The 21,339-nt window shown below is 70.1% G+C and carries 21 protein-coding genes and 1 pseudogene; 12 read left to right on the plus strand and 10 right to left on the minus strand.

From position 1 onward, the window contains the following. Positions 1–181: 181 nt before the first annotated feature. Complete coding sequence (locus OHS71_RS08445) at positions 182–544, plus strand: cupredoxin domain-containing protein (RefSeq protein WP_328478417.1); 363 nt, start codon at positions 182–184, stop codon at positions 542–544. Positions 545–1,065: 521 nt separating this feature from the next. On the opposite strand, the gene OHS71_RS08450 is transcribed toward OHS71_RS08445, so the two are convergent. From OHS71_RS08450 to OHS71_RS08480, 7 genes are all read right to left on the minus strand, one after another. Next, positions 1,066–2,193, minus strand: a complete 1,128-nt coding sequence (locus OHS71_RS08450; RefSeq protein ID WP_328478419.1) for a hypothetical protein — start codon at positions 2,191–2,193, stop codon at positions 1,066–1,068. Between the two features lie 87 nt (positions 2,194–2,280). Further along, entirely contained in the window at positions 2,281–4,371 is a 2,091-nt protein-coding gene (gene fxlM / locus OHS71_RS08455; RefSeq protein WP_328478421.1) for a methyltransferase, FxLD system, read from the minus strand. A 24-nt stretch (positions 4,372–4,395) separates the two neighbouring features. After that, a complete protein-coding gene (locus tag OHS71_RS08460) occupies positions 4,396–5,664 on the minus strand; it encodes a lanthionine synthetase C family protein (protein ID WP_328478423.1) in 1,269 nt (422 codons plus the stop codon). Further along, the gene (locus OHS71_RS08465; RefSeq protein ID WP_328484442.1) at positions 5,661–8,597 is read right to left on the minus strand and encodes a lantibiotic dehydratase; all 2,937 of its coding nucleotides are present in this window, start codon (positions 8,595–8,597) and stop codon (positions 5,661–5,663) included. The genes OHS71_RS08460 and OHS71_RS08465 overlap by 4 nt, the downstream gene beginning before the upstream one ends. Positions 8,598–8,833: 236 nt before the next feature. Further along, positions 8,834–9,013 carry an FxLD family lanthipeptide gene (locus OHS71_RS08470; protein ID WP_030661977.1) on the minus strand — a complete coding sequence of 60 codons (180 nt, stop codon included), beginning with the start codon at positions 9,011–9,013 and terminating at the stop codon, positions 8,834–8,836. A 93-nt stretch (positions 9,014–9,106) separates the two neighbouring features. After that, on the minus strand, positions 9,107–9,307 hold the full coding sequence (locus OHS71_RS08475) for a hypothetical protein (protein ID WP_443046880.1): 201 nt from the start codon (positions 9,305–9,307) through the stop codon (positions 9,107–9,109). A 211-nt stretch (positions 9,308–9,518) separates the two neighbouring features. Further along, positions 9,519–9,965, minus strand: coding sequence for an ATP-binding protein (locus OHS71_RS08480; RefSeq protein WP_328478428.1), 447 nt, complete (start codon positions 9,963–9,965; stop codon positions 9,519–9,521). 241 nt (positions 9,966–10,206) lie between these two features. Here OHS71_RS08480 and OHS71_RS08485 point away from each other — a divergent pair, with 241 nt between their 5' ends. From OHS71_RS08485 to OHS71_RS08500, 4 genes and pseudogenes are all read left to right on the plus strand, one after another. Next, positions 10,207–11,505 (plus strand): XRE family transcriptional regulator, encoded by a 1,299-nt coding sequence (locus OHS71_RS08485; RefSeq protein ID WP_328478430.1) that lies wholly within the window; start codon positions 10,207–10,209, stop codon positions 11,503–11,505. Further along, entirely contained in the window at positions 11,502–12,041 is a 540-nt protein-coding gene (locus OHS71_RS08490) for a GNAT family N-acetyltransferase (RefSeq protein WP_328478432.1), read from the plus strand. Before OHS71_RS08485 ends, OHS71_RS08490 begins: the two co-directional genes overlap by 4 nt. Before the next feature lie 140 nt (positions 12,042–12,181). Further along, complete coding sequence (locus OHS71_RS08495; RefSeq protein WP_328478434.1) at positions 12,182–12,316, plus strand: hypothetical protein; 135 nt, start codon at positions 12,182–12,184, stop codon at positions 12,314–12,316. Positions 12,317–12,608: 292 nt separating this feature from the next. After that, a pseudogene (locus OHS71_RS08500) lies at positions 12,609–12,803 on the plus strand (ATP-binding protein); the annotation flags it as partial. Positions 12,804–13,125: 322 nt separating this feature from the next. Here the strand turns inward: OHS71_RS08500 and OHS71_RS08505 are convergent. After that, entirely contained in the window at positions 13,126–14,358 is a 1,233-nt protein-coding gene (locus OHS71_RS08505) for a DUF418 domain-containing protein (protein WP_443046881.1), read from the minus strand. 172 nt (positions 14,359–14,530) lie between these two features. On the opposite strand from OHS71_RS08505, the gene OHS71_RS08510 reads away from it, so the two are divergent. The 7 genes from OHS71_RS08510 (at position 14,531) to OHS71_RS08540 (ending at position 20,377) form a co-directional block, all read left to right on the plus strand. Continuing rightward, positions 14,531–15,184 (plus strand): response regulator transcription factor, encoded by a 654-nt coding sequence (locus OHS71_RS08510; protein ID WP_328478435.1) that lies wholly within the window; start codon positions 14,531–14,533, stop codon positions 15,182–15,184. Continuing rightward, complete coding sequence (locus tag OHS71_RS08515; protein ID WP_328478437.1) at positions 15,181–16,293, plus strand: sensor histidine kinase; 1,113 nt, start codon at positions 15,181–15,183, stop codon at positions 16,291–16,293. The genes OHS71_RS08510 and OHS71_RS08515 overlap by 4 nt, the downstream gene beginning before the upstream one ends. A 233-nt stretch (positions 16,294–16,526) precedes the next feature. Continuing rightward, on the plus strand, positions 16,527–16,898 hold the full coding sequence (locus OHS71_RS08520) for a BlaI/MecI/CopY family transcriptional regulator (protein ID WP_328478439.1): 372 nt from the start codon (positions 16,527–16,529) through the stop codon (positions 16,896–16,898). Then, complete coding sequence (locus OHS71_RS08525; RefSeq protein WP_328478442.1) at positions 16,895–17,872, plus strand: M56 family metallopeptidase; 978 nt, start codon at positions 16,895–16,897, stop codon at positions 17,870–17,872. The genes OHS71_RS08520 and OHS71_RS08525 overlap by 4 nt, the downstream gene beginning before the upstream one ends. A 143-nt stretch (positions 17,873–18,015) precedes the next feature. Beyond that, complete coding sequence (locus tag OHS71_RS08530; RefSeq protein ID WP_328478444.1) at positions 18,016–18,222, plus strand: hypothetical protein; 207 nt, start codon at positions 18,016–18,018, stop codon at positions 18,220–18,222. Then, positions 18,219–18,443, plus strand: a complete 225-nt coding sequence (locus tag OHS71_RS08535) for a hypothetical protein (protein ID WP_328478446.1) — start codon at positions 18,219–18,221, stop codon at positions 18,441–18,443. Before OHS71_RS08530 ends, OHS71_RS08535 begins: the two co-directional genes overlap by 4 nt. Then, positions 18,440–20,377, plus strand: a complete 1,938-nt coding sequence (locus tag OHS71_RS08540; RefSeq protein ID WP_328478448.1) for a copper resistance protein CopC — start codon at positions 18,440–18,442, stop codon at positions 20,375–20,377. Before OHS71_RS08535 ends, OHS71_RS08540 begins: the two co-directional genes overlap by 4 nt. Before the next feature lie 18 nt (positions 20,378–20,395). On the opposite strand, the gene OHS71_RS08545 is transcribed toward OHS71_RS08540, so the two are convergent. Together OHS71_RS08545 and OHS71_RS08550 are read right to left on the minus strand one after the other, a co-directional pair. Next, on the minus strand, positions 20,396–21,040 hold the full coding sequence (locus tag OHS71_RS08545) for a class I SAM-dependent methyltransferase (protein WP_328478450.1): 645 nt from the start codon (positions 21,038–21,040) through the stop codon (positions 20,396–20,398). A 75-nt stretch (positions 21,041–21,115) separates the two neighbouring features. Continuing rightward, positions 21,116–21,274 (minus strand): hypothetical protein, encoded by a 159-nt coding sequence (locus OHS71_RS08550; RefSeq protein ID WP_328478452.1) that lies wholly within the window; start codon positions 21,272–21,274, stop codon positions 21,116–21,118. Between the last annotated feature and the right edge of the window lie 65 nt (positions 21,275–21,339).

Raw genomic sequence — 21,339 nt, forward strand, 5'->3', positions numbered from 1 at the left:
GCCGGCTTTCAGGCAAGCAGACGACGCGGACGGCCGTACCGCCATGGCGAGCGCCGACTTGGACGGCGAACCTGAGTGCGATGGCCGACCTACGGCCGCGCTCTGACCCCACAGCCCTCGTCCGAAAGGCCGCCCCGCATGTCACCCACCCGTCCGCACCGGGGCCGTGCCGCTTCGCGCCGTGGCAGGAGTGTTCACCCTGCTCGCCCTGGCCGGCTGCTCAAATGGCGGCAACGGCACCGCCCCCGCCACCAGCCCCTCATCCGCCGCAACCAGTGACGGCCCCGGCACGGCGCGCATCGTGATCGAGAACGTCACCTTCAGCTCGGCGGTTCTTCAGGTACGCCCCGGTGCGAAGATCACCGTCGTGAACCGTGACTCGGCCGCGCACACCGTGACCGCCACCGGGGACAAGACGACGTTCGACACCGGCAACATCACAGGAGGCACAACAGTCACCTTCACCGCTCCGTCCACAACCGGCAGCTACTCCTACATCTGCACCATCCACCGGAACATGAAGGGCACCCTCACCGTGCGCTGAAACCACGGCTGCAACCCCGCGGACCTCGCCTTATATGACGCTGTGAGCCCGAGCACGCCGACGTCGTCTTCGCGGTCGCAGCCGACTCTGCGGCTGCCGGAGCTCACGGTGCCGGTCGCTGGGGAGCCAGCTGCGCTTCCTGGAACACTCGCGAACTCATCCGAGCCCAGCGCCTGCTGAACGCCACGCTCTGGCCACTGCTCCTCGGAGACTGCCACATCGCTCGTGATACGCAAGTGGCCATCACACGGCGGGGAACTGGGTTGATCGTCGGCCCGACTCCCAGGCAGCGCGCTCGCTAGAGTGTGGGCTTCATCACGTGCTGGCCCGGGGAAAGCGACACGATGAGCTGCGTGAATGCGACACGAGCCAAACCACCAGCTCGGCTGCAGAGTGACACGGCCTGTGGGGGACACGGTCTCTGCGGAAACAAGCATCCTGTCGCCGATCACCGGGTCCGCGGCGTCCGTGCGTACCTCAGCCGCACAACGAGCCGCCAGCGGGCGGCCATCAGGCTCTCTTCATAGAGAGGGTGTATGTCCGGGGTCGAAGGGCCGCGCGAGACTCGTCCGGATCACGCTGTCGCTGGCGCGCAAAGCCGATGCCAGTTCTCCATGCAGCTTGTCGGGGATGGACCCTGCCCCGAGGGCACAGGCGCGAACCAGAGCGCGGCAGTCCTGCGCTTGCCGGTCCGTGGCAAGCGCGGTGAACAGAGAGTGCTGCAGATTCTCGCGGGCCGCGTAGCCGTCCTCAGCCTGCGTCATCCTGCGGTGCAGCTGCTCGACAATGTAGTGGGCTCCGGGCGCCTCTGCGGAACCGATCGCGTCAAGGATGGTAAGGCCGAGCCGGATGTCGAAGACGGTCATCCCGGGTTCGGCTTTCCGCTCGGAGTAGGCCGTCACCAAATCCGCCAGGTGGCCGTCGACCCGCCGCCCGGCATCTCGGCGGCACAGGACGGTGAGGCAGGCCGTGACGGCTTGCTCCCACGGATCGCCGGGCACCGTGTCGGCGAGGAGAGCAGCGGCCCATGTCGTGTCACCCTCAACGAGGGTGGCGAGTACGGCTACTTGGCGCCCATCGAGCATCCGCTTGCCTACTCCGCGGTGAACTTCGATATGTGCTTTGGCCTCGGCCCAACGTCCCCTGGTGGTGAGGGTGCGGGTCCCATCAGCGAGGAGCACGCGCCACAGCCACGCGCGGACCTCGTGGCGGTCCTCGTCGGTCGCAGTGAGGTCGGCCGGTACGGCGACGCCCTCGAAACGGGCAGCTGTGCCTGCCTCGACGGCCTTGTACAGGTCGAGTAGGTGCTGACGTCCCTCGTCGCCGTGGCCGGCGCGGATCTGGAGGCGGGCGAGGTTGACGACCGGTTCCAGCCCTCGGATTGCGCTCATGCCGGGCAGGGGGCACGCGTCGAGGTAGGCGGCGGCGTGCTGGTGGCACATCTGGCGGGCTAGGCCGGGTAGGCCGAGATCGGAGGCGATGAGCGCGGCCTGGTTGTAGACGGCGGATGCGAGCCCTTGGTCGCCCTTCTTCACCGCTGTCTGGGCGAGGTCGACGAGGCGTCCCACGCGTTCGGGCAGGGGCAGACAGGCGGGCCGGAATCGGGCGACGAGCGGGAAGCGCTGGGCTATGGGTCCGTGCGGGTCCATGGGTTCCCCGGGCGTGAGTGAGAAGTGCTGGGGCGACGGTGCCCGCGAGCCGTACGCCGGCGGGCACCGTCCGCTATGCAAGGGGCGTCACCGCCAGTCGACGACGATGCGGTTCAGCGGGGTGTCGAGAGCGAAGAGTCCGGGGCGCTGCTCGATGGCGGGGGCGTCGAGGGGCTGGATTTCGAACGTGGCCTCGCGGCCGCGGTATGCGCGGTCCCAGGTGCGGATGGCGTCGGCGACCTTCGTGGCGAGCTCGTCGCTGCCGGGGCCGTGGCCGATGACGCCGAACTCCCAGAGCTTGTCGCCCTCGGGGGTCTTCTTCTCCGACACGCGTCGCGCCAGGTAGGTGACGGCGCCCTTGTCGACGGCCGCAGTCGACGAGGGGTAGGGGTCTTCTGTCAGCAGAGTGCTCTTGGCGTTCTGGGGGAACAGCATCCGGATGAGGCCGGAAGGGAGGGAACAGGTGACGAACAGTTCCATCCACTCCGGCGACTCCATGGCGCGGACCATCATGCCGGTCCACTCCTCGGTGCGCGGCTGGTCCAGGACTTCGGCGAGGGCATCGGCGTCGATGTTCTGCCCAGCGGGGGCCTGAAGCCGGACGGTGCCGTCTGCGCTGAGCGGGATGACGCGGCGGTCGTCGTCGGCGATGCCCCGACGGAGCGGCATGAAGGTGTTCATCTCGCTGCCGAGAGACACCCATCGGCCGTCGCGCTGCTCGTAGGCGATGGACCGGGAGACGGTGCCCTTCAGGCGTTGGGGGACGAGGAGCCGGCCGCCGGGGGCGAGCTGTTGCATCCAGGCGTGGGGTACGCCGTGGGCGCCTACGGTGGCGATGATCCGGTCGTACGGCGCTCCTTCGGCGTAGCCGAGGGCCCCGTCGCGGGTCACGGCCTCGACGTTGGTGAGACCGGCTGCGGCCAGGTGTGCGCGAGCGCCCTCTACGAGGTCGTCGTCGACATCGAGGGTGGTCACGTGCCCGCTCTCCCCGACCAGGTGGGCGAGGAGAGCGGCGTTGTAGCCGGTGCCGGCGCCGAGTTCGAGGATGCGCTCGCCGGGCTGGGCGTCGAGCTGGTCCAGCATGAGGGCGACGACGCCCGGCTGGGATGCGCACGAGATCGATGTGCCGTCGGTGTCGTACTTGATGTGCACTGGTGCGTTGGCGTAGGCGTCTTCGAGCGACGCATCCGGCACGAACACGTGACGGGGCACAGTCCGCAGCGCATTCTCGACTGCGGCCGTGCGGGCGTGCCCGCCCGCGCGAAGCTGGTCGACCAGGGCGTTGCGGAGGCGTTCGGCGGCAGCCGTGGGAGCGGCGATCGTGTCGGTGTTCACCGCCCTGACGCTATGCGTCTCGGCCGTTGCCTCGTCGGTCGACGCGGTGTTGTCACTCGTTCCCATGATTACCTCTCGTGCGATGTTGGCCATGGCGCTTTGGTCGTCCCGGAGGAGACCGGCGCGGTTGGCGTGAAAGATCATGTGGTGGGCAATGACGGCTCGCAGACCACGGGCGAGGGCGCCGCGGCCTGCAAGGTCGGCGAGCGCGGTACCCGCCCACTCGAAAGCGGCGACCCACTCGTTGTGCTCGGCGAGCGGGCCGTTCGGGCGACATAGGCTATGGGCGTCGACCGTCATCAGCTTCCGCATCGCGGGCGCCAGTTCGGCGGCCCGCGCAGCAGGCAAAAGGCCGGTGGCCGGTCGGAGGGCGGCGACCTTTGCCCATACGTCGCCCTGCTCCAACCAGTCCAGGCCAGCCGCTCGCATCATCACGCTTGCCAGCAGCACGGCGGTTTCCCGGCGTCCCAGCTGCTCCGGGCCTGGTTCGTAGGTGAGCAGGTGGCGGCTGTCCATGTGAAACAGGTCATGGGCGACGTCCATGGCCTGGGCCCCGCCGAAGGCGTGGGTCTCGGGTTCGTAGATGTAGGGCAGCCATGACACGGCCGTGCCGTCCTTGACGAGGTCGCTCAGCAGCGCTTCGACGGCGGGTGAAGGCTCGTCGGCGCGGTACCGCAGCGGCCAGGGATGCTTGTTCATGAACCACCAGCTGGTGAGCTGCCCGTCCCTTTCTGCGGCGAGGAGGACAGGGGCGATGCGTTCGACGATGGCGCGCTGGGCGCTCTCGCGGTCAGCGAAGGTGATGTTGTGTTGCTGCCAGCGGTCGGAGCGGTCCGGGGGCATGCGGGTGTCCTTCGGTCGATGGGGTCAGGCGATGAGCAGGCAGGCGTCCCAGGTGGATCGGGGCGGTGCGGCGGTGCTGGGCGCGAGGAGGGCCAGTGCGATACCGGCTGCGCCGTCGAGGAGGCCGGGGCCGCGCTCCTCGTCTTGCATGAGCGTCGTGGCGGCGTGGGCGGGGTCGGTGCCCGGCGGTTGGACTGCGGCTAGGAGTGCCGGGATCGTGGCGCGGAGCTGTCCGGCGGTAGAGGGGTGGGCGTCGTCGGCCGCGCGGGCGGCGACGTGGGCGAGGCCGGCGAAGCCGTGGCACAGGGCGTTGTCCGTCGTGGCCTTGAGCTGAACGGGGTCGGTGAGGGCGGCCACGAGCGCGTTCTCGACGTCCAGCTGGCGGCCGTCGTCGTCGTGGGCGAGCGCGGCGAGTTGCTGGGCGCGGGCGAGGCCTGCGGTGCCGTAGCACCATGACGGCCGCCTCGGCGTGGACGAGGTGAGGCGGCCGGTGCGCAGCTCGTCCCGGGTGACCCAGTACGGCCACGCCGGGCCTCGGCCGGTGTCCTCTCGGCATCGGTCCAGCCACACCAGGATTCGGTCCAGTGCGTCCTCGTGGCCGTCGACGAAGGTGCCCTGCCTGGCGGCGAGCGCCAGCAGCGCGAGCACGCCGCCGATACCGTGCGCCATGCCGTTGTTGGCGTGTCCGCCTCGAAAGCGGTCGTCCGGGCGGCCCGAGGGCCCCGTGCCCGTCCACCAACCGGGCAAGTTCTCGCCGTCGTGGGTGATCGGTTGGGTGAGGCGTACGCAGTAGTCGAGTACGGCACGCAGGGCGGCGCTGCCAGGGTCGCGGCGCAGGAGGTAGGAGCCGTATCCGCTCAGGCCGCGAATGGTGTCGAACTCCGCGAGCGCTGGGAGGAGTCCGGCGTCGATGCGCCGGTGTGCGACGTCGACGCGGCGGCTCACGTCGTTAGCCATTTGTCGGTCGAGAGTGTCGAGTGCGCGCTGGTAGGCGCCGGGTAGGTGATGGGCGGCGCAGGCCAGAGCGTGCGCGAAGGCGGGCGCCCCGTAGAAGGGGTGGCTGTCGGGGCCGCTGGTGAGTGGTTCGCGGGATGCGGCGGCGAGCCAGTCGTGGGCGCGCTGCCAGGGCCCCAGGCCGGCCGCAGCCCGTTCGATGTGCAGGAGTGCGATGCCGGGCAAGCCATAGGCAAGGTGCTGCCGATGAGAGACCGCTGGCCCAAGGTACGCCGTGTGGGGGTCGGCGAGCTGCTCGGCTACGGCTTCGGCCAGGTCGAGCACGGCCTGTGCGGTCATGGTGTCCTCCCAGTGGTGCGGGCGATCCAGGCCAGGGAGGCAGCGCGAGCGAGGTAGAGGCAGACCTCTTCTTCGGGGAAGTTCACCGCGATGTGCCGTACGAAGTGGACATGCAGCAGCGAGGTCAGGACGTCATCGAGGGCGATGCCCTGCGTGTGGGGACCTGGCAGGTGCCGGTGGTACGCGGCGAGCGCCGCGTCGCGATCGGCCCATGCCGACATGATCGCCGCTCCTCCAGGGGCGCCGCGCAATGCCGCCCAGTCGTCGCCAGGGTCGGCCAGACGTACGGCATCGGTGAGCTGCGGGCGCGGTACGGACAGGGGCGCTGTGGGCGGGATGTGGTCGATCAGCCAGCGCATCCCGGCTTGGGTGCTGCCGAGGAACGCGGAGGCGATAGAGACGGTGTGTGCGGCCACCAGCGTGCGCTCGTGTGGGCGCCGCGGCTGCGAGAGCTGGGCCAGGATGGCTCGCGAGTCCGCCCGGAACACTTCCTCGGCCGCGTCCCAGGCAGGGCCGGATCCCCAACGGCCCATCTCCCGATAGGAGGTGGGGTACCGCAAGTCCGCCAGCAGACCGGCGCCGCGCAGCTCGTCGGCCCACGCGCTCACGGTTCGAGCCGTCTCGGCGAATGCCTCCGGCGTGGGTAGCGCGATGCGCAGACGCAGGTGCTGCTCGGGGTCGCGGAAGCGGATGAACCACCACGGCGGGCCACCGAGCCGTTCGAGCAGATCCGGCAAGTGGCAGGAGAGCAGGGTGTCCTGGCGGCGAGCGTCTCCATACAAGGTGGCCAGCAACACCGACGAAGCGGCCGGGGTCTGCATCTGGGCTGGGGAGAGGGCGCGAGCCGGGGTGGGGGCGGGAAGCGCCGGCCACGTCGGCGGCCGGATCGCCTTGAGCGGCACCACTACCTCGTGGGCGCGACCGTCGCACCAACCGAACGCCCCCGGTTCCGCCGCCTCGACGAGCACGGCCAGGCCCGCTCGGTCGAGGTGCTGGCGCAGCAACGTCCGGTGGCCGGCCTCGTCGAGGTCGAGGAAGAGACGCCGGTCGTCCTCCACGAGGTAGACCCGCCGAGGTAGCCGCCGCCGAGCCCGCCAGTCGGTGAGGGCGGCGTCCCATTCGGCCCAAGGGCGTGCGCGACCAGGCTGCTCGGTTGCCTCCAACCGCCAGCGGGCCGGGGAAAGCACCGTGCGCCCGCACCGCAGGCGCGGTAGGAACGGCATCGCCGCCGCAGCGCCCCAGTCGAAGACGGTGACCTGCGCGCATTGAGCACGCGACAATTCGGTGAGGAATCGCACCAGCGGCGGAGTGTGCGCGCGGAGGTTAAGCGCGTGCATCCCGACGGCCTCGATGCGCTGGCCACGCTCGGGGGCAGCCAGGTACATGCGGCGGCCGTCGCAGCCCACCGCCAGGTCCGCAGGTGTGAGGGCATCGTCTGCGGGAGCCCGGATTTCCTGGAGGCTGATCACGGTGGGCAGGACTCGCGGGGCGCGCGTGACGTGGGCGCTCTCGGGCAGGAGCGGTGGAAAGGACAGCTGCGCAGGCACGGTGTTGCTGTCGGTGGTCGGAAGGTCAGCCAGCTCGGCGGCCAGGTCCTCACGGGCGGCGGAGGCCAGGACACTGAGGAACCGGCCTGTGGAGACGCCGACGCCGCGAGACACGCTCACGACCTCCAGCCGGAACCGCCTGCGCTGCAGCTCGCCGACGCTTGCCGCATGGACGCGCACCCCCACCTCCAGGTGTGGCGGCACACGGGGTTCGTCAGGCCCTACGTCCAGGGCGTCGATCAACTCGTCGGTGAGGACCACCTCGTCGCGGCCGTCGAGCGCGGCGGCCTGCGCCAGCCGTACGAGGGCGTCATCCCGAGCTGAGACCCGAGGTCGACGGGCGCCGGGCGAGGTGCCTGGGTAGCCGTCGGGGTAGCCAGTGCCGCTGTCCGCGACGACTTCCTGGAGGGGCACCATCGTGCCGATGCCATACCGCTCGTAGAACCGCTGGTGGTACGCGCCCCACACCGCGGTGCCGTACGGGCGGGCGCTGACTCGGGTCAGGATCAAGGCGGCTCGCTCGATCTCGCGGGCGACCACGTACGGCAGTACGAGCTGCGCGTCCAGGCGCAGGTCGAGCGCGACAGGGTGGCGGCGCAGGCCCGGCACGAAAGCCCTCATCTGCGCTGCGACGCCATCCCGCCCGCCCGGCGAAGTGCACTCCTCCAAACCGGTCCGGATCGCCCGCAGCTCGCGCACGATCTCTGCGACCGGAGGGAGGGTATCGGCATCGATCGCCTCGAGCTGATCGAGTAGATACCCGAGGGCGTCGGTCTCGGTGCTCGGCGCGTGCAGACTCGTGATCAGCACACGGCGCTGGATCAGCTCCGCCAGCAGCCGGTGCACCTTCTCCGGCCCGGCCTCGGGGAATTCGGCCTGGAGCTTGCCCGCGAGTGCACCGAACCGGATTGGCGCCCGTGTCGCGGCGCGGACCGCGCGCACGGGCTCGGTCAAAGCCAGGGACGCCTCAACCGGGCGAGTCCGATCGTCTTGGGCATCGGATTGGAACGGCACGATGAGCCGGTCCCCGCGGCTCGTCACGGTGTTGTTGACGACCACCGGCAGCCGTTCGAGGAGGTCGGGGCAGGACTCCAGCCTCTCGACGACGGCGGCCAACCACTCTGCGCCCGCATGGCCGACGGCCACGTGCTCCACACCCCAGCGTGCGCCCGCCCGCGGACCGAACTCCGCGACGGTCACACCGGCGAAGAGACCGAACGGCGTCGCCCGGTGCTGGGAGCGCAGCAGGTAGCGGGCCACGGACAGTGCCGCACGCCGGACATCGCGCGTTGACGGCTCATCGGCCGTGCACACGGTCCCTACCTGCGCGGCCAGGACCGGGCTGGCGTGTTCCAGGGCTTCGGCGAGGTCGCCGTTCGCCCAGATCTCTCGCAGCCAGGCGACACAGGTGGCGGACCCGTTGGGAGAGTGATCGTTGAGATCCGGAAGCGGAGGACACGGCAGTGTCGGCCGGGCAACGGCTCGTACGAGAGCGGTCGTGCCGGTTCGGAACGCTGGGCGCGGAGCAGCCACCACTACCTCCGTAGGTGAGGGACGGGCGGCTGGTGCCGCCACGCCACAGGGCGCGGCGGCACCAGCCCGGAGCGACGTGAAGCCTCGGGTCAGGCGACGTTGGTGGTGCAGGCGCCGCAGGTGGTTCCGCAGTTGTCGTCGGTCAGGTTGACCAGACCTGCGGGATCGGCGACCTCGACGAGGGACACGTCCAGGTCGAATCCGTCAGACGTCCTCGGGGTCTGCTGGCTCACATGAGTACTGCTCGGTACTACGGTGCTGCGTGTCATGCCAACTCCTCTGGGTGGTTGGGATGTTGTTGTGCGGTGGTGCCCGCCTCCGGCCATACGGCACAGTCCGCACGGCCGGAGGCGGGAGTCTGGTCAGACGGCAGCGGGCCGCCGCTCCATGAAGTAGGCGAGCGCCTGAGCCTTGAGCCGGTCGAGGCACGGCCTGCAGGCGTGGACCGGGGCGTGCTGCCCGTCCCACTGCAGTGGGCCGAGCCAGATCACGGGAACTCCGGTGCGCTCGCACCCGAGCCAGCAGTCACCCGTGACCCAGTGCTCATGCACGCGAGGGGTCACGTTTGAGCTCCCGTCCGCGGTCCAGGGGTGGGCGACCGGCAGGTGGGCCCGCACACCCAGAGCCGGAACAGCAGGCCCCGATGACGTACATCGCCCAAGATCTCGCCGCTCGCTCCCAGATACCGGGCACAGCGTGCGCACTCCATGGCCATCTGCTGGCGAGGACGGAGGCGGGCGACGTCCGGCATGGGCGGGGTAGCCACGGCCGGCTTCACTCGTCGCCCTTCATGAAGAGTTCGGCCCAGACCTCTTTGCACCGTGGGCGCTCGTCCGAGCCATACAGGTCATAGCCCCAGCGGTCGGCGATGCCATCGATCAGGAGCAGGCCACGGCCTGACTCGCCGTCTTCCCCGACCTGCCCGAGCACCGGCTTGCGCGATGGCGCCCGGTCCACGACCCCCACGCGCACCCGCGTCGCGCTCGGCCGCCCAATAATCAGGCGGATCGAGTCGCACGGGGTGTGCCTGACGGCGTTCGCGATCAGCTCCGAGATGATCAGCGCGGCGACGTCGGCAAGGTTGTCGAGGTGCCATACGCCGAGGACGTCACGGACGAGCTCGCGGCCGATTTTGGCCGTGGACGGCTCGCACGGGAAGGTCTGGCTGTAGGCGGGCTGGCCGGTGATGGCGGCCTGAACTGGCTTCATGAGACTCGTCATTGGGGTTGAGCCTTCGCGTCGTCTCGGCGCCCGGCCCACCCCCGCGGGGGAACCTCAGGGGCGGGCCGGGCCGTCAACAGCCGCCCGCACGGTGGGCGTGGCGGGCGACCGACAACAAGACAACTCCCCTCCCGCGCAAGGTGATTAGGGCGATCAGCCGTCCGTCTGCCGGAAGGACCTAGGATGATTTGACCTTCTCTTTGCCTGGCGGGTCAGGGGAGGTGAGGGCTACCGTGCGGACATGGACACCACGCGCAACACCGTTCTTGAGGCGTGGATGGCCGAACACGGCTACAGCTCCAACAGCCTGGCTGACGCTGTGAACAGGGCCTTAGAGGATCTGACCGGGAGACATGGCGGCCTCGACGGTTCATCGGTCCGGGACTGGAAAGCAGGCCGGGTCACGTGGCCCAAATCGGCTACTCGCAAGGCACTTGAGGACGTCAGCGGCCTGCCCGCCATCGCTCTAGGGTTCGTGCCACGGGGCCGGACTCCGTCCGCCCCAGCCCCATCGCAGCAGGAGGACCCCGACATGAAGCGCCGTACCCTCGTCGGCGGGATCGCGGCGGCTACCGCCGCGGCCGCCGCCGCGGCCGCCGCCGCTCCCGGCACCGCATCCCAGCGCCGCATCGGCATGAGCGACGTCGACCGCCTACAGAAGCGCTTCGCCGAGGTCATCGCCAGCGACCACCGCCATGGCGGACAACTCGGCATCGAGCAGCGTGCCGCCGCTCTCGCCGACGAGGCCCTGAATCTCCAGAACGCGGGCAGCGCCAGCCAACGGGTACGCAGCAGCCTCTACGCCTCCGCAGCGGCGTTCCGTTCCTCAGCGATGTGGGCCGCCATCGACGGCCGGCGCTACGACATCGCCAAGGCGCACATGCGTGAGGCCCAGGCCCTCGCCGAGATGTCCGGCGACCAGGCGATCAAGTTCCGCATCTGGAGCCACGCAGGCACCATGTACCGCCACATGGGCCGTCCCGCGGACGCGTTCGCCGCCAACGACGTCGCCCGCAACCTGCACCTCACCCGCCGAGACCCTCTGTTCGCCTCCCTCGGCCTGGCCCGCCAGGGCGCCATCCACGGCGCGGCGCAGGACAGCACCGGCACCCGCCGGGCCTTCGAGCAGGCACAGGACGCCATGCTGCGCGCCGACCCCGCTGACTACCGACCGATGTGGATGCTCGCCTTCTACGACCAGGCAGAACTGGACTCCCTGGCCCTGTCAGCGCACTTGGCGCTCGGAGACTATTCGACCGCCGAGTACCACGCCCACCGTTGTCTGTCCGCCCTCCGGCCCCACATGGTCCGGTCCCGGGCCATCACCACGACCCGGCTCGCGCACGCTCAGCTCGCCCAGGGTGCCCCCGAAGCCGCCACACTCACCGCGATGAAGGTCCCCGCCGAGGCCGCTACCCAGCACGCCCGGGTCACGCGCATGCTGCAGGAGTTCGGGTCCGCGCTGCGCGCCACCGCGCCGGGCAGCTCCAGCGTGCAGACCTGGACCCAGCACGCCGCCACCTGGAGGATGGCCGCATGACCACGGCTCCCGCCATCGAACTGCGCACGTTCACCACCCTCGACACCGCCCGCGGCGACCTCCTCGACGTGTACGCCGAAGTGCGCGCCCCGCTCCTCCACCTGCCGAACTACGCGGTCACCGCATTCGGCGAACGCCTGGACCGACACGGCACCGAGCCGGGTTTCGCGGCTGTCCTCGCATACGCGAGCGGGCATCCGGTCGGCTACGCCTACGGCAACACCATCGAGCACGGCGACCGGTACTGGCAGCGCACCAGCCCGGCCCCGGCGGAGAAGTACACCCATCGACCGGCCGTTGCCCTGAAGGAGATCGGCGTCCGGCCAGCTTGGCGGAAGACCGGCACTGCCCGGCTTATCCACGACGCCCTGCTCGCCACACGCGACGAGCCCTTCGTCACCCTCATGGTCAACCCGGCCGCTGGGGACGGAAAGGTCCAAGCGCTCTACAAGTCGTGGGGGTACGAGGACATCGGGCAGAGCCAGCCGTCAGTGGCCTCGCCCGTCCTCACCGTGATGATCCGCGCAGCCCGCTGAACAGCAGCCACGGGCCCACCGGCTGGAACTCCTCCCCCGAGCATTACAAGATCGCCGCCTCGGGGTTTCGGGCAAGGCGGTGAGTTACGACGAGTTCCCGACGGCCAGAGCCTGCAACAGCAGTGATCCCGTGGATTTCGGTGCCAACGGATGCTCGGGGCGCTGAAACGCGCGTCCTCGACCTGCCCCCGCTGCTGCTGGACGCCGACGCGACCAGCCAGTCCGCCTACGACTGGTTCAAAGTCGCCCAGGCCGCCGGCTTCGAGATCCCCTAGAACCTGGTTGTCGAGCGGTACCGGCTTCGCGCCAAGGGCTACCCGCCCGACCTCACCCCGCCCCATGCAGAGGCGCCATGAGCGGGCAGCCAGACCAATTGCCGCTGGGCTCCCTCGCTGCCCAAGGCTCAGCGCCGCACCGGGTGCCCGAACAGCTTTACTCCCACACTGTCCGACGCCACTTCGCCACATCGGCCCCTGCCATGTCGTCGGCGGCTGGCTGTTCGCCCTCGGCTGGCTGGGCGTGTGCCTGTGCGCAGTGGCCTGGTGGCTGCCCGAGCGATTGATACACGTCGACGACGGGCCCGGCGTACCGCCCCGGTTCGCCGGACAGCTCTTCGAGCCCGGTCAACGGGCGGACACGGACGACGGACACAGCGGAGTCGGCCTGGGACTTCCCCTGGCACGCTCCGCCGGCGGCGAGGTGACACACGACCCGGGGCACGCACCAGGCGCACGCTTCGTGGTCAGCCTCCCTGCCAGGTGAACCGCTCCGGGTCTGATGGACCTCCACCGATCCCAGAGCGCTTCAATGCAGTTCCTCCGCCTGGTGCTGGCATTGGCGGTTGGCTTGTTCGTTCAGCGCCTCGTCGTGTATTCGACGTTGGAGGCAGACGACCGCCTCGATGTCGGTGATGTCAGCAGTCAGATGCACTCAGGCCCATAGGAGGCGGACGGGAGCATTGACGAGGTTGTGTGAAGTGCCGAGTCGGCTCCCGGCGACACCACGACCCCGCGCCGCAGCCGCCCACCCTATGGACTGAACATCTGTCACAAGCTGCTCGTGGTGAGAACCCTTACCACTGAGGTCACTTGATGTATCGAGCAGCCCGTGTGGTGACATGGAGCAAGTACTCCAGGGGGCCACGGCGGAACCGTCGCGTCCATGCGGTCGCCAGCAGCATGGCGACCGCGATGAAGCCGAGCAGCGCGGCCAGCGCCGGCACGGTCTCCTCCTCCATACCGACGGCGCGGATGGCGATGATGTGCAGGACGTAGGCCGTCAGCGCGACCATGCCGACGGCTGCGACAGGGGTGGCCCAGCGGGTGAGTCGCGGCATCCGGGCTGTGATGGTGACGCAGACGGCCACGACGAGCAGGGAGACTCCCGTGTTGCCGATGATCGAGAAGGTCGTCTGGCTGTGCGGCGCGCCCACCAGCAGCCACGCGACCGGTGTGTTGTCACTGAGGTCACCGACGGTGTCGGACCACCAGGCCGAGGAGGCCGAACCGCCGTCCGTGGCGCCGGCGACGGTCGTGAGTGCGTTCGGGACGAGGTGCAGGGCCAGCCACGAGCCGCCGTAACCGAGTACGGCCAAGGCCGCACCGGTGAGGGCCAGGCGGGCGCGGATGCCGGCCCGAGCAAGGTCGAGCCGGGCCACTGCCATTCCCGCAATCATGAAGGGCATCCAGGTGAGGACGGGGTACTCACCGGTGAACAACAGCTCCATGAGGCCGTCGGTGTCACTGACCCGGGCCAGCGGATCCCAGGCGATGACGGTGTCCGCCCAGCTTCCCCCGTCGATCGCCCGGCGCACCAGGTACAGCACCAGCGGCATGACGAGCGCACCCGCCGCGGCGACGAGCGCGAGGGTGCGGGCCCGCAGCCGGTACAGCGGGAGGACTGCCAGGAAGATGAGCCCGTAGAAGGAGAGAATCACGTCGATGTCGGTGCCCAGAGCGGTCAGGGCATAGCCCATCGCGATCAGGACGACGGCACGGATGACCATCCTGACCACCGCCTGCCGGCCGGCACGCCCGGTCCGCGGGTGCGGACGACCGGTGATCAGTACGAGCGTGAACCCTGCGAGCAGAGCGAACAGCGCGGAGGAGCGGCCGCGTGCCAACTCCAGCACGAAGCCCAGCGGTCCGCCTACCGTGGGCTCGGGGCCGACGTGGGCGGCGTACATGCCGAAGACGGCCAGTCCCCGCGCCAGGTCGAGTCCCACCAGTCGCCCCGTTGACGGCGTATGAGAGTCAGCGGAAGGTCGATCCGTCTTGACGGAGATGCCGAACACGGCCGGCGTCGTGTCTTGTGTCATGGACTCCAGGGTCGGGAGGACGCGGGCCACAACCCATCCGGCGGGCGGCCGGAACCACCCCCGCCGAGCGGCTGGAGTCACCCGGCCGGGTGGAGGGAAGCGGCGCCGAGAACCCCCGGGCCGAAGTCGAGCGTGGTAGGAATCGGGCAGCGGTCCCAGGGGAGGAGCGCAGATGATCCGAGTACTGGTAGTCGACGACGAAGCTCTCGTCCGGACGGGCTTTACGCACATCCTCAACGCCGCGGACGATATCGAGGTGGTGGCCGCGGTGTCCGGCGGTCAAGCGGTCCGCGCCGTACGGGAGTTACGCCCCGCCGTCGTGCTCCTGGACATCCGGATGCCGGACGTGGACGGACTGACCGTCCTGGCCGAGTTGCGCCGACTGAGGCAGCCGCCCGTGGTGGCAATGCTCACCACGTTCGACATGGACGAGTACGTGGCGGCCGCGCTGCGTTCGGGTGCCGCCGGTTTCCTGCTCAAGGACACCGATCCCCGGCAACTTCCGGATCTGGTGCGCACCTTGGCCCACGACGACGTGGTCCTGTCGTCTCAGGTCACTCGCACCGTCGTCAACGGCTACCTGGCGCGTGGACCCCAGGAAGCCGCCGCCCGCCTCGTCAACCGGCTCACCGACCGCGAACGCGCTGTCCTGCTCCTCATCGCCGACGGACTGTCCAACACCGACATCGGACGCCGAATGCACCTGAGCATGGGCACGGTCAAAGATCACGTCAGCGCCCTCCTCACCAAAATGGAGGTGAGCAGCCGAGTCCAGGCCGCCCTGCTCGCCGAACGCGCCGGCCTGCTCAGGGAGGAAAGCGGATGAGGCCCCGTGGCCTACCGGGCCCACTCCTCGATGTGATGCTCGTGGCGGTCTCGCTGCTGGACGTGGGAGTCCATGTGGACACGGAGGACCGGTCAGCCCTCGCCTGTGCCCTTCTCGCCGCCTTCGCCCTCGCCCTGCGCCGCCATCTACCGCTGGTGACATTTCTCCTCACCCTGCCAACCACCCTGGTCACGGACGCCGTCTTCGCCACGCTGGCGGCGCTGTACACGCTGGCCTCCCATACCCGTCATCGAGTTCTGCTGGCCGTCTGTGCCCTGGTGTTCACAGTCGGCGACACTACGGCGTGGTCGTGGCCGGAGCCGGAGTTCACCCATCTTTCGGACTCCTCGGACCTGGTCACGGTCACCTACAGCCTGGCGACGGCGACCGCGCCGGTCTTCCTGGGCCAACTGGTGCAGGCCCGGAGAGAGTTGTCGCTGCGGCTCACCGAGATATCCGAGGCACGCGAGCACGAACGCCTTCTGTTGGCTCACAAGGTTCTGGCTCAGGAGCGCACGCAACTCGCCCGGGAGATGCACGATGTCGTCTCCCACCAGGTCAGCCTGATCGCCGTACGCGCCGGATCGCTGCAGGTCGCCAGCCGTGATCCGGAGACGGAGGAAGCCGCGAACACGATCCGGAAACTCAGCGTGCAAACCCTGGATGAACTGCGGCACATGGTCAGCGTTCTGCGCGCTGCAGGCAGCGGCCCCACAGAACTGACCCCTCAGCCGTCCCTCGACGACCTCCAACGCCTGGTCGACTCCAGCGGCATCGACACCGAGCTGCGGACCGACCTGCCGGACGGAATCCCGCCGCCTGTGCAGCGCGCCGTCTACCGCACCATCCAGGAAGCCCTGACCAACGTGCGCAAACACGCACCCGGCGCCACAGCGACCATCAGCCTCCAGCATAAAGACGGCACTGTCCACGCCACCATCACCAACACCGCCCCCACCCGCCCCGCACTCCCCCTGCCCGGCGCCCACCACGGCCTCATCGGTCTGCGCCAACGAGCCGAACTCCTCGGCGGCACAGTCGCCGCCGGCCCCACTCCCACCGGCGGCTACGAACTTCGCCTGCGACTCCCGGTCGAGGACGTTCGGTGAGTCCGGCTGACCCAGCCGAGGTCCATTGTTGACCTGACCCCTGGGGCCGGGGTCTAGCGCGTCTGTGGCGTACGCAAAGGCGAGGTCTACCGCTGCCCCGACGCCGGCTGCGGGCGGCATGATCAAAAGGGCGGCTGAGAGGCTTGACGGCACTTCCGGTCGGGCCACGACGGCGAAAGTGGCACCTAGGCAGCTTAGGATATGCCTGGTGTGTCGCACCGTGAGGAGGGCGAATGACGCAGTTCGGCGAGCTGGAGGCCGCGATCATGGACGCGGTGTGGGCGGCGGGCCGACCGCTGCGTGTCCGCGAGGTACTGGAGCGCCTCGGCCGCGATCCCGAGCCCGCATACAACACCGTGCACACAGTCACCGAGATCCTTTACCGCAAAGGCTGGCTGTCGAAGGAAAAGGACGGGCGGGCCTTCCGTTACGACGCAACGAAAAGCCGCGAGGACTACGTCGCCGGCCTGATGGACGAGGCCCTGTCCGTGGCTGAGGACCGTCACGCGACGCTGGCCCGGTTCGTGCAGCAGATGCAGCCCAGCGAGGCCGAGGAACTGCACCGTCTGCTCGGACAGGCCGTGGCCAGGGAGGCGTCGGAATGATCGTCGCTGCCGCTCTCTTCACGTACGCCGTCCTGCTGAGCACGCTGGCTCCACGACTGTTGCGCGGCGCGCACTGGGCCGAGCGGGCCCCGCGCCTGGGCATCGTGGTCTGGCAGGTGCTCGGCGTCTCGGCGCTCACCGCCGCAGTCCTGGCCGGTCTCGCGTTGACCGTACCCACGGTCCGCGTCAGCGCCGACCTCGCCGAGCTGCTCCAGGCGTGTGCGATGGCGCTGGCGGCACAGTACGCCTCCCCTGGCGGCGCGGCCGCGGGCGCCGCCGGAGCCGTACTCGCCCTCGCGGTGCTGGGGCGTACGGCCTGGTGCGTTGGGCAGGCGGTTCTGCGGATCCGCCGCGAGCGGCGCGCGCACCGCGAGGTCCTCGACTTGGTCGGGCGGCCGGACACCGCCCGCGGCGTGGTCGTCCTCGATCACGAGGAACCCGCCGCGTACTGCCTGCCCGGCCGCCACCGACGCACCGTGATCACCACCGGCGCTCTGCGCACTCTCGGCGACGACCAGCTTGTGGCCGTCCTCGCTCACGAGCGCGCTCACCAGTCTGAACGCCACGACGCTGTGCTGGCCTGGGCGCAGGCGCTGGCCCGCGCCTTCCCCCAGGTCCCTCTGTTCCGTATCGCCGAGGGCGAGATCGCACGACTGGTGGAGATGCGCGCCGACGACGTGGCCGCCGCCCGCTCCGGGCGCCTGACCACCGCCGCCGCACTTCTGGCGGTCGCCGGCGGGCGCGCTCCAGCCGTCGCTCTCGCCGCCGGTGGCTCTACCGCCGCCCGGCGGGTGCGCCGCCTCATCGAACCGCACCGCCCCCTCGGCCGCCTGCGTATCGCGGCAGGTTCACTGACGGCGGCGGCCGTACTCGCCGCTCCGCTGCTGATCGTCGGAGGACCCGCGGCAGCCGCGACCCAGTTGAACTACTGCCCGGAGGGCACACCGACCACGCAGGTCACAACGATGCGCTGACGGTTCCCGAGGAATCGCCACTGGACGTAGTCATCTCCCACGACCTAATCTCCTTAGTAAGTAAGGTCGAAGGTGATCGCCTCCGCCCGTGCGCCGCGAGCTGAGCCGCCTCCCCCAGACCTGACCAGACAAGGAGTCCCGCCGTGGAAAACCTGCTCTACATCCTCCCCGCCCTCGCCTGCCCCATCGGCATGGGCCTGATGATGTGGCTCATGATGCGCCCCAAGCACGGTGCGCAGACCGACTCCACCGCGGACCGCCAGGAGCTCGTGCGCCTCCGCAAGGAGATCGACGCCCTGCGCGATGAGCGGATGCCGCAGGACACCACCCCGCAGGACCGTCCGGCGTGACCGGCATCTGGCTCCCGCTCGCCGCGACGGCGGTCGCCGCCGCCCTGACCTGGTGGTGCTGTACACGCCCGATGGTCAGGAACCGCTCCTGCCACGGCACACCCGACGCCGCCGGGCTGCAGGAAGAACTGCGCGCCGCCCGCGCGGAACTCCTGCACCTGCGCGACGAGACCACCCCGCCTGCTCGGCGCGCGGAAGGACCGGAGATCCTCGTCAGGTGACCTCTTGTGCTCCGACGGTCCGGCGCTCCGCCGTCGCGATCGGTTCCTTCGTCCTGCTGGTTCTGGCCGTGCTGCTCGGCACCGCCGCCCCCGCCTCCGCGCACGCCACCCTGCTCTTCACCGGCCCGGCCGCGGACGCCACGGTGGCGGATTCGCCGAAGTCACTGGTCCTGGTCTTCGACCAGCCGGTCAGCCTGCGCGGAACGTCGGTACGCCTGGAACCCTCGGCCCGCCTCGGCACCGCCACGCTCAGCCGGGCCGACCAAGCGGTCACCGTCCCCGTCCGCACCATCCTGACGGAGGGCGTGCACACCGTCGACTGGCAAGTCACCGCCCGCGACGGCGACATCATGACCGGCAGCTACCGCTTCGCCGTCGGCCCCCGCACTCTCGCCCTTGCCTCCGGCCAGACCACCGCCGCCAAGGACGCCACCCCCACCACGGTCCTGCGCTGGCTGCTTTTCGCGGCCCTCGCCGTCGTACTCGGCGAGTGGACAGGCCGACGCCTCACAGCTCGCGTGCCCGACACGCCCGCCCATCGCCCCCGTTCATGGGCACTGCCGGGCGCGCTCGTGGGTACGGCCTCCGCTCTTGCGCTGGCCGGGCTGCAACTCGGGGACGGATCGCTCTCCTCCCTGACCGGCTCGCGCCCCGGGGTGCTGTCCCTGGTCGAGGTCGCGGGCTTCGGCCTCGCCGCAGTGGCCGTACTGGTGCGCCGCCGGGCCTGGGCGCTGCTTCCGCTCGCCGCCGTTCTGATCGCCGAGGCGCTCCGGGCCCACCCGCAGGCCGAACAGGCCGTTGCGGGCCCGCTGTTGACGTTCGTCCACCTCACGGCCGCCGCGCTGTGGGCCGGGACCCTGCTGTACGTGCTGCGCACGCTGGTCGCGTGGCGTGGCGAGCGGCCCCCCGTTCGCGGGCTGTTTCTCCCCTATGCCCGACTCGCCGCCTGGCTGTTCGCCGTCGTCGTCGTCACCGGGCTGATCTCCGCGCTGCTCCTGGTTCCGCTGGACGACCTGACCACGACAACGTACGGGCAGGTCCTGTTGGTGAAGACCGGCCTGGTCGCGGTCGTCGCCGTGTTCGCACTGGCCGCTCGCCATCGTCTGCGACGCGGCGGAACGGGGTCACCGAAGCGCCCGGCCCGTGCGGAGAACGGCATGCTCGCCGTGGTCCTCGCCTTCTCCGCCACCCTCACCGTGCTGTCCGTACCCGCCGACGCCAACCGCTCCCTCCCCTTCGCACCGCCGCTCGAAGGTCCGGTGGTCCCCGCGGGCACGCGTGCCGGGGAGATCGGCGTCAGCGCCCGCGCCGCGGCCGGTCAGCTGGTCATCGACCTCACCGCGCCGCAGATCAGCGGCGGCGAGAAGCAGTCGTACGGCCTGAAGGCCACCCTCGCCGATCCGGGCGGCACCCGGCGGGCCCTGAAGCTGCGCGGCTGCGGCACCGGCTGCTTCTACACCCCCGTCACCTGGCGAAAGGGCACCAGCCGTCTGACGCTGACCGCCTCCGCGGGCGAGGAATGGGCCGGCGGCCGCGCGGGCCTGGCCGTCACCTGGCCGCCCCGCCCGGACGCGAGCCTCCTGCGCGAGACTGTCTCGGCGATGAAGCAGGTGCCGCGCTTCACCCTGCACGAGCTGGTGACCAGCAACACCGTCCGCGGCCTCGGCGATCTCAGGCAGCTCCCGCTCACCGGGAAGGAGTTCCTCGCCTCGGAGCCGTACGGCAGTGGCACCGCGCCCGTCCTGACCCGCCTGCCGGACGAGAGCGGCCACCGCCGCCTCGCCCTCGCCTATCCCGCCGAGCACACCCAACTCGACCTCACCCTCGACGAGACCGGCCGCATCCTGCACGAGACCCTGACCGCGCCCAACCACCTCGTCACCCGAACCTTCGTCTATCCCGAGGCGGGTGTTGGCGTCAGGGGCCGGGGGTGAGGCCGACAGTTTGCGAACTCATCCGTGCATCGGCAGCATGGCGCGGTCATGGCGGTCATTGGGGACGTGTCTGGGTGACTCGCCACAGGCGCCGTGGCAGTTCGCCTTCCTCGAAGGCGTGGACCTCGTTGAGGGTCCAGCCCTCGGCAAGGGAGTCGACGAGGTGACGGGGGAAGAAGTGCACGGCGAAGCCGCCGTGTTCGTAGATGTCATCGCCGTGCGCGGTGCCGGCACCGTAATGGGCGTCGCCAGTGTGGCGGACGGTGTCTCCTTCGTGGACAGGGCCATGCACAGCAGCATGTGCGCGAAGACGCCGTCGACGCAGGCGTCGGGCAGCGGCAGTGCTTCGCGGACGTCGTGCACCGCGGTGGTGACGCGCTCGGTGACGTCCTGGGCCCGTGTGGCCCCATTCAGCTGTTCAAGGCCCGTGTCGCTGAAGTCGGTGGCCTGGACGGTAAAGCCCTCGCGGGCGAAGTGCAGGGCGTCGCGACCGTGGCCCGCGCCCAGCTCCAGCACGTCTTGGGCGCTGTGCGCGTGGAAGACCGTGGCGGCGTGAACGGCCGCAGCGGAGGGCTCCTCGCCGTACATGGCGGGATGTCCGGCGTAGGTGCGTTGCCAGTGGTCCTGCTGGTTGGCGGCGAGGTCGCCGTCGTTGTGGTGCATGGCCTCTCCCGCAGAAGCTGCTGCTGGGGCTGTGTCTGTCGCCGACGCCGATTTTTCCATGCGGGGCCGGTGGGCTCAGGCGGCGAGCTCGGCAGGTGTGACGGCGGCGAGGCGTTCGATGGCGCCAAGGCCGCGTGCGTCTTGATCGGGGTGGTCCACGGCGGTGTGCGCGTCGGCGCGGGCGATGTGTGCCGCCAGGTTGCCGCCCGGCCGGGCCGGAGGCGACCGCTGCATGCGGCGGCGGTCGGGGATGTGGTTCAGGAGCAGGTGCAACCGGGCTGGCAGCCGCAGGTGTCAAC

This window comes from Streptomyces sp. NBC_00377 (assembly GCF_036075115.1).
Lineage (GTDB): Bacteria > Actinomycetota > Actinomycetes > Streptomycetales > Streptomycetaceae > Streptomyces.

Excerpts from the sequence above, each read along its gene's own strand:
- OHS71_RS08450 (WP_328478419.1), bottom strand. The coding sequence starts at position 2,193 with ATGGACCCGCACGGACCCATAGCCCAGCGCTTCCCGCTCGTCGCCCGA.
- fxlM (WP_328478421.1), bottom strand. The coding sequence starts at position 4,371 with ATGCCCCCGGACCGCTCCGACCGCTGGCAGCAACACAACATCACCTTC.
- OHS71_RS08460 (WP_328478423.1), bottom strand. The coding sequence starts at position 5,664 with ATGACCGCACAGGCCGTGCTCGACCTGGCCGAAGCCGTAGCCGAGCAG.
- OHS71_RS08470 (WP_030661977.1), bottom strand. The coding sequence starts at position 9,013 with ATGACACGCAGCACCGTAGTACCGAGCAGTACTCATGTGAGCCAGCAG.
- OHS71_RS08480 (WP_328478428.1), bottom strand. The coding sequence starts at position 9,965 with ATGACGAGTCTCATGAAGCCAGTTCAGGCCGCCATCACCGGCCAGCCC.
- OHS71_RS08485 (WP_328478430.1), top strand. The coding sequence starts at position 10,207 with ATGGACACCACGCGCAACACCGTTCTTGAGGCGTGGATGGCCGAACAC.
- OHS71_RS08490 (WP_328478432.1), top strand. The coding sequence starts at position 11,502 with ATGACCACGGCTCCCGCCATCGAACTGCGCACGTTCACCACCCTCGAC.
- OHS71_RS08505 (WP_443046881.1), bottom strand. The coding sequence starts at position 14,358 with ATGACACAAGACACGACGCCGGCCGTGTTCGGCATCTCCGTCAAGACG.
- OHS71_RS08510 (WP_328478435.1), top strand. The coding sequence starts at position 14,531 with ATGATCCGAGTACTGGTAGTCGACGACGAAGCTCTCGTCCGGACGGGC.
- OHS71_RS08515 (WP_328478437.1), top strand. The coding sequence starts at position 15,181 with ATGAGGCCCCGTGGCCTACCGGGCCCACTCCTCGATGTGATGCTCGTG.
- OHS71_RS08520 (WP_328478439.1), top strand. The coding sequence starts at position 16,527 with ATGACGCAGTTCGGCGAGCTGGAGGCCGCGATCATGGACGCGGTGTGG.
- OHS71_RS08525 (WP_328478442.1), top strand. The coding sequence starts at position 16,895 with ATGATCGTCGCTGCCGCTCTCTTCACGTACGCCGTCCTGCTGAGCACG.
- OHS71_RS08545 (WP_328478450.1), bottom strand. The coding sequence starts at position 21,040 with ATGCACCACAACGACGGCGACCTCGCCGCCAACCAGCAGGACCACTGG.
- OHS71_RS08550 (WP_328478452.1), bottom strand. The coding sequence starts at position 21,274 with ATGCAGCGGTCGCCTCCGGCCCGGCCGGGCGGCAACCTGGCGGCACAC.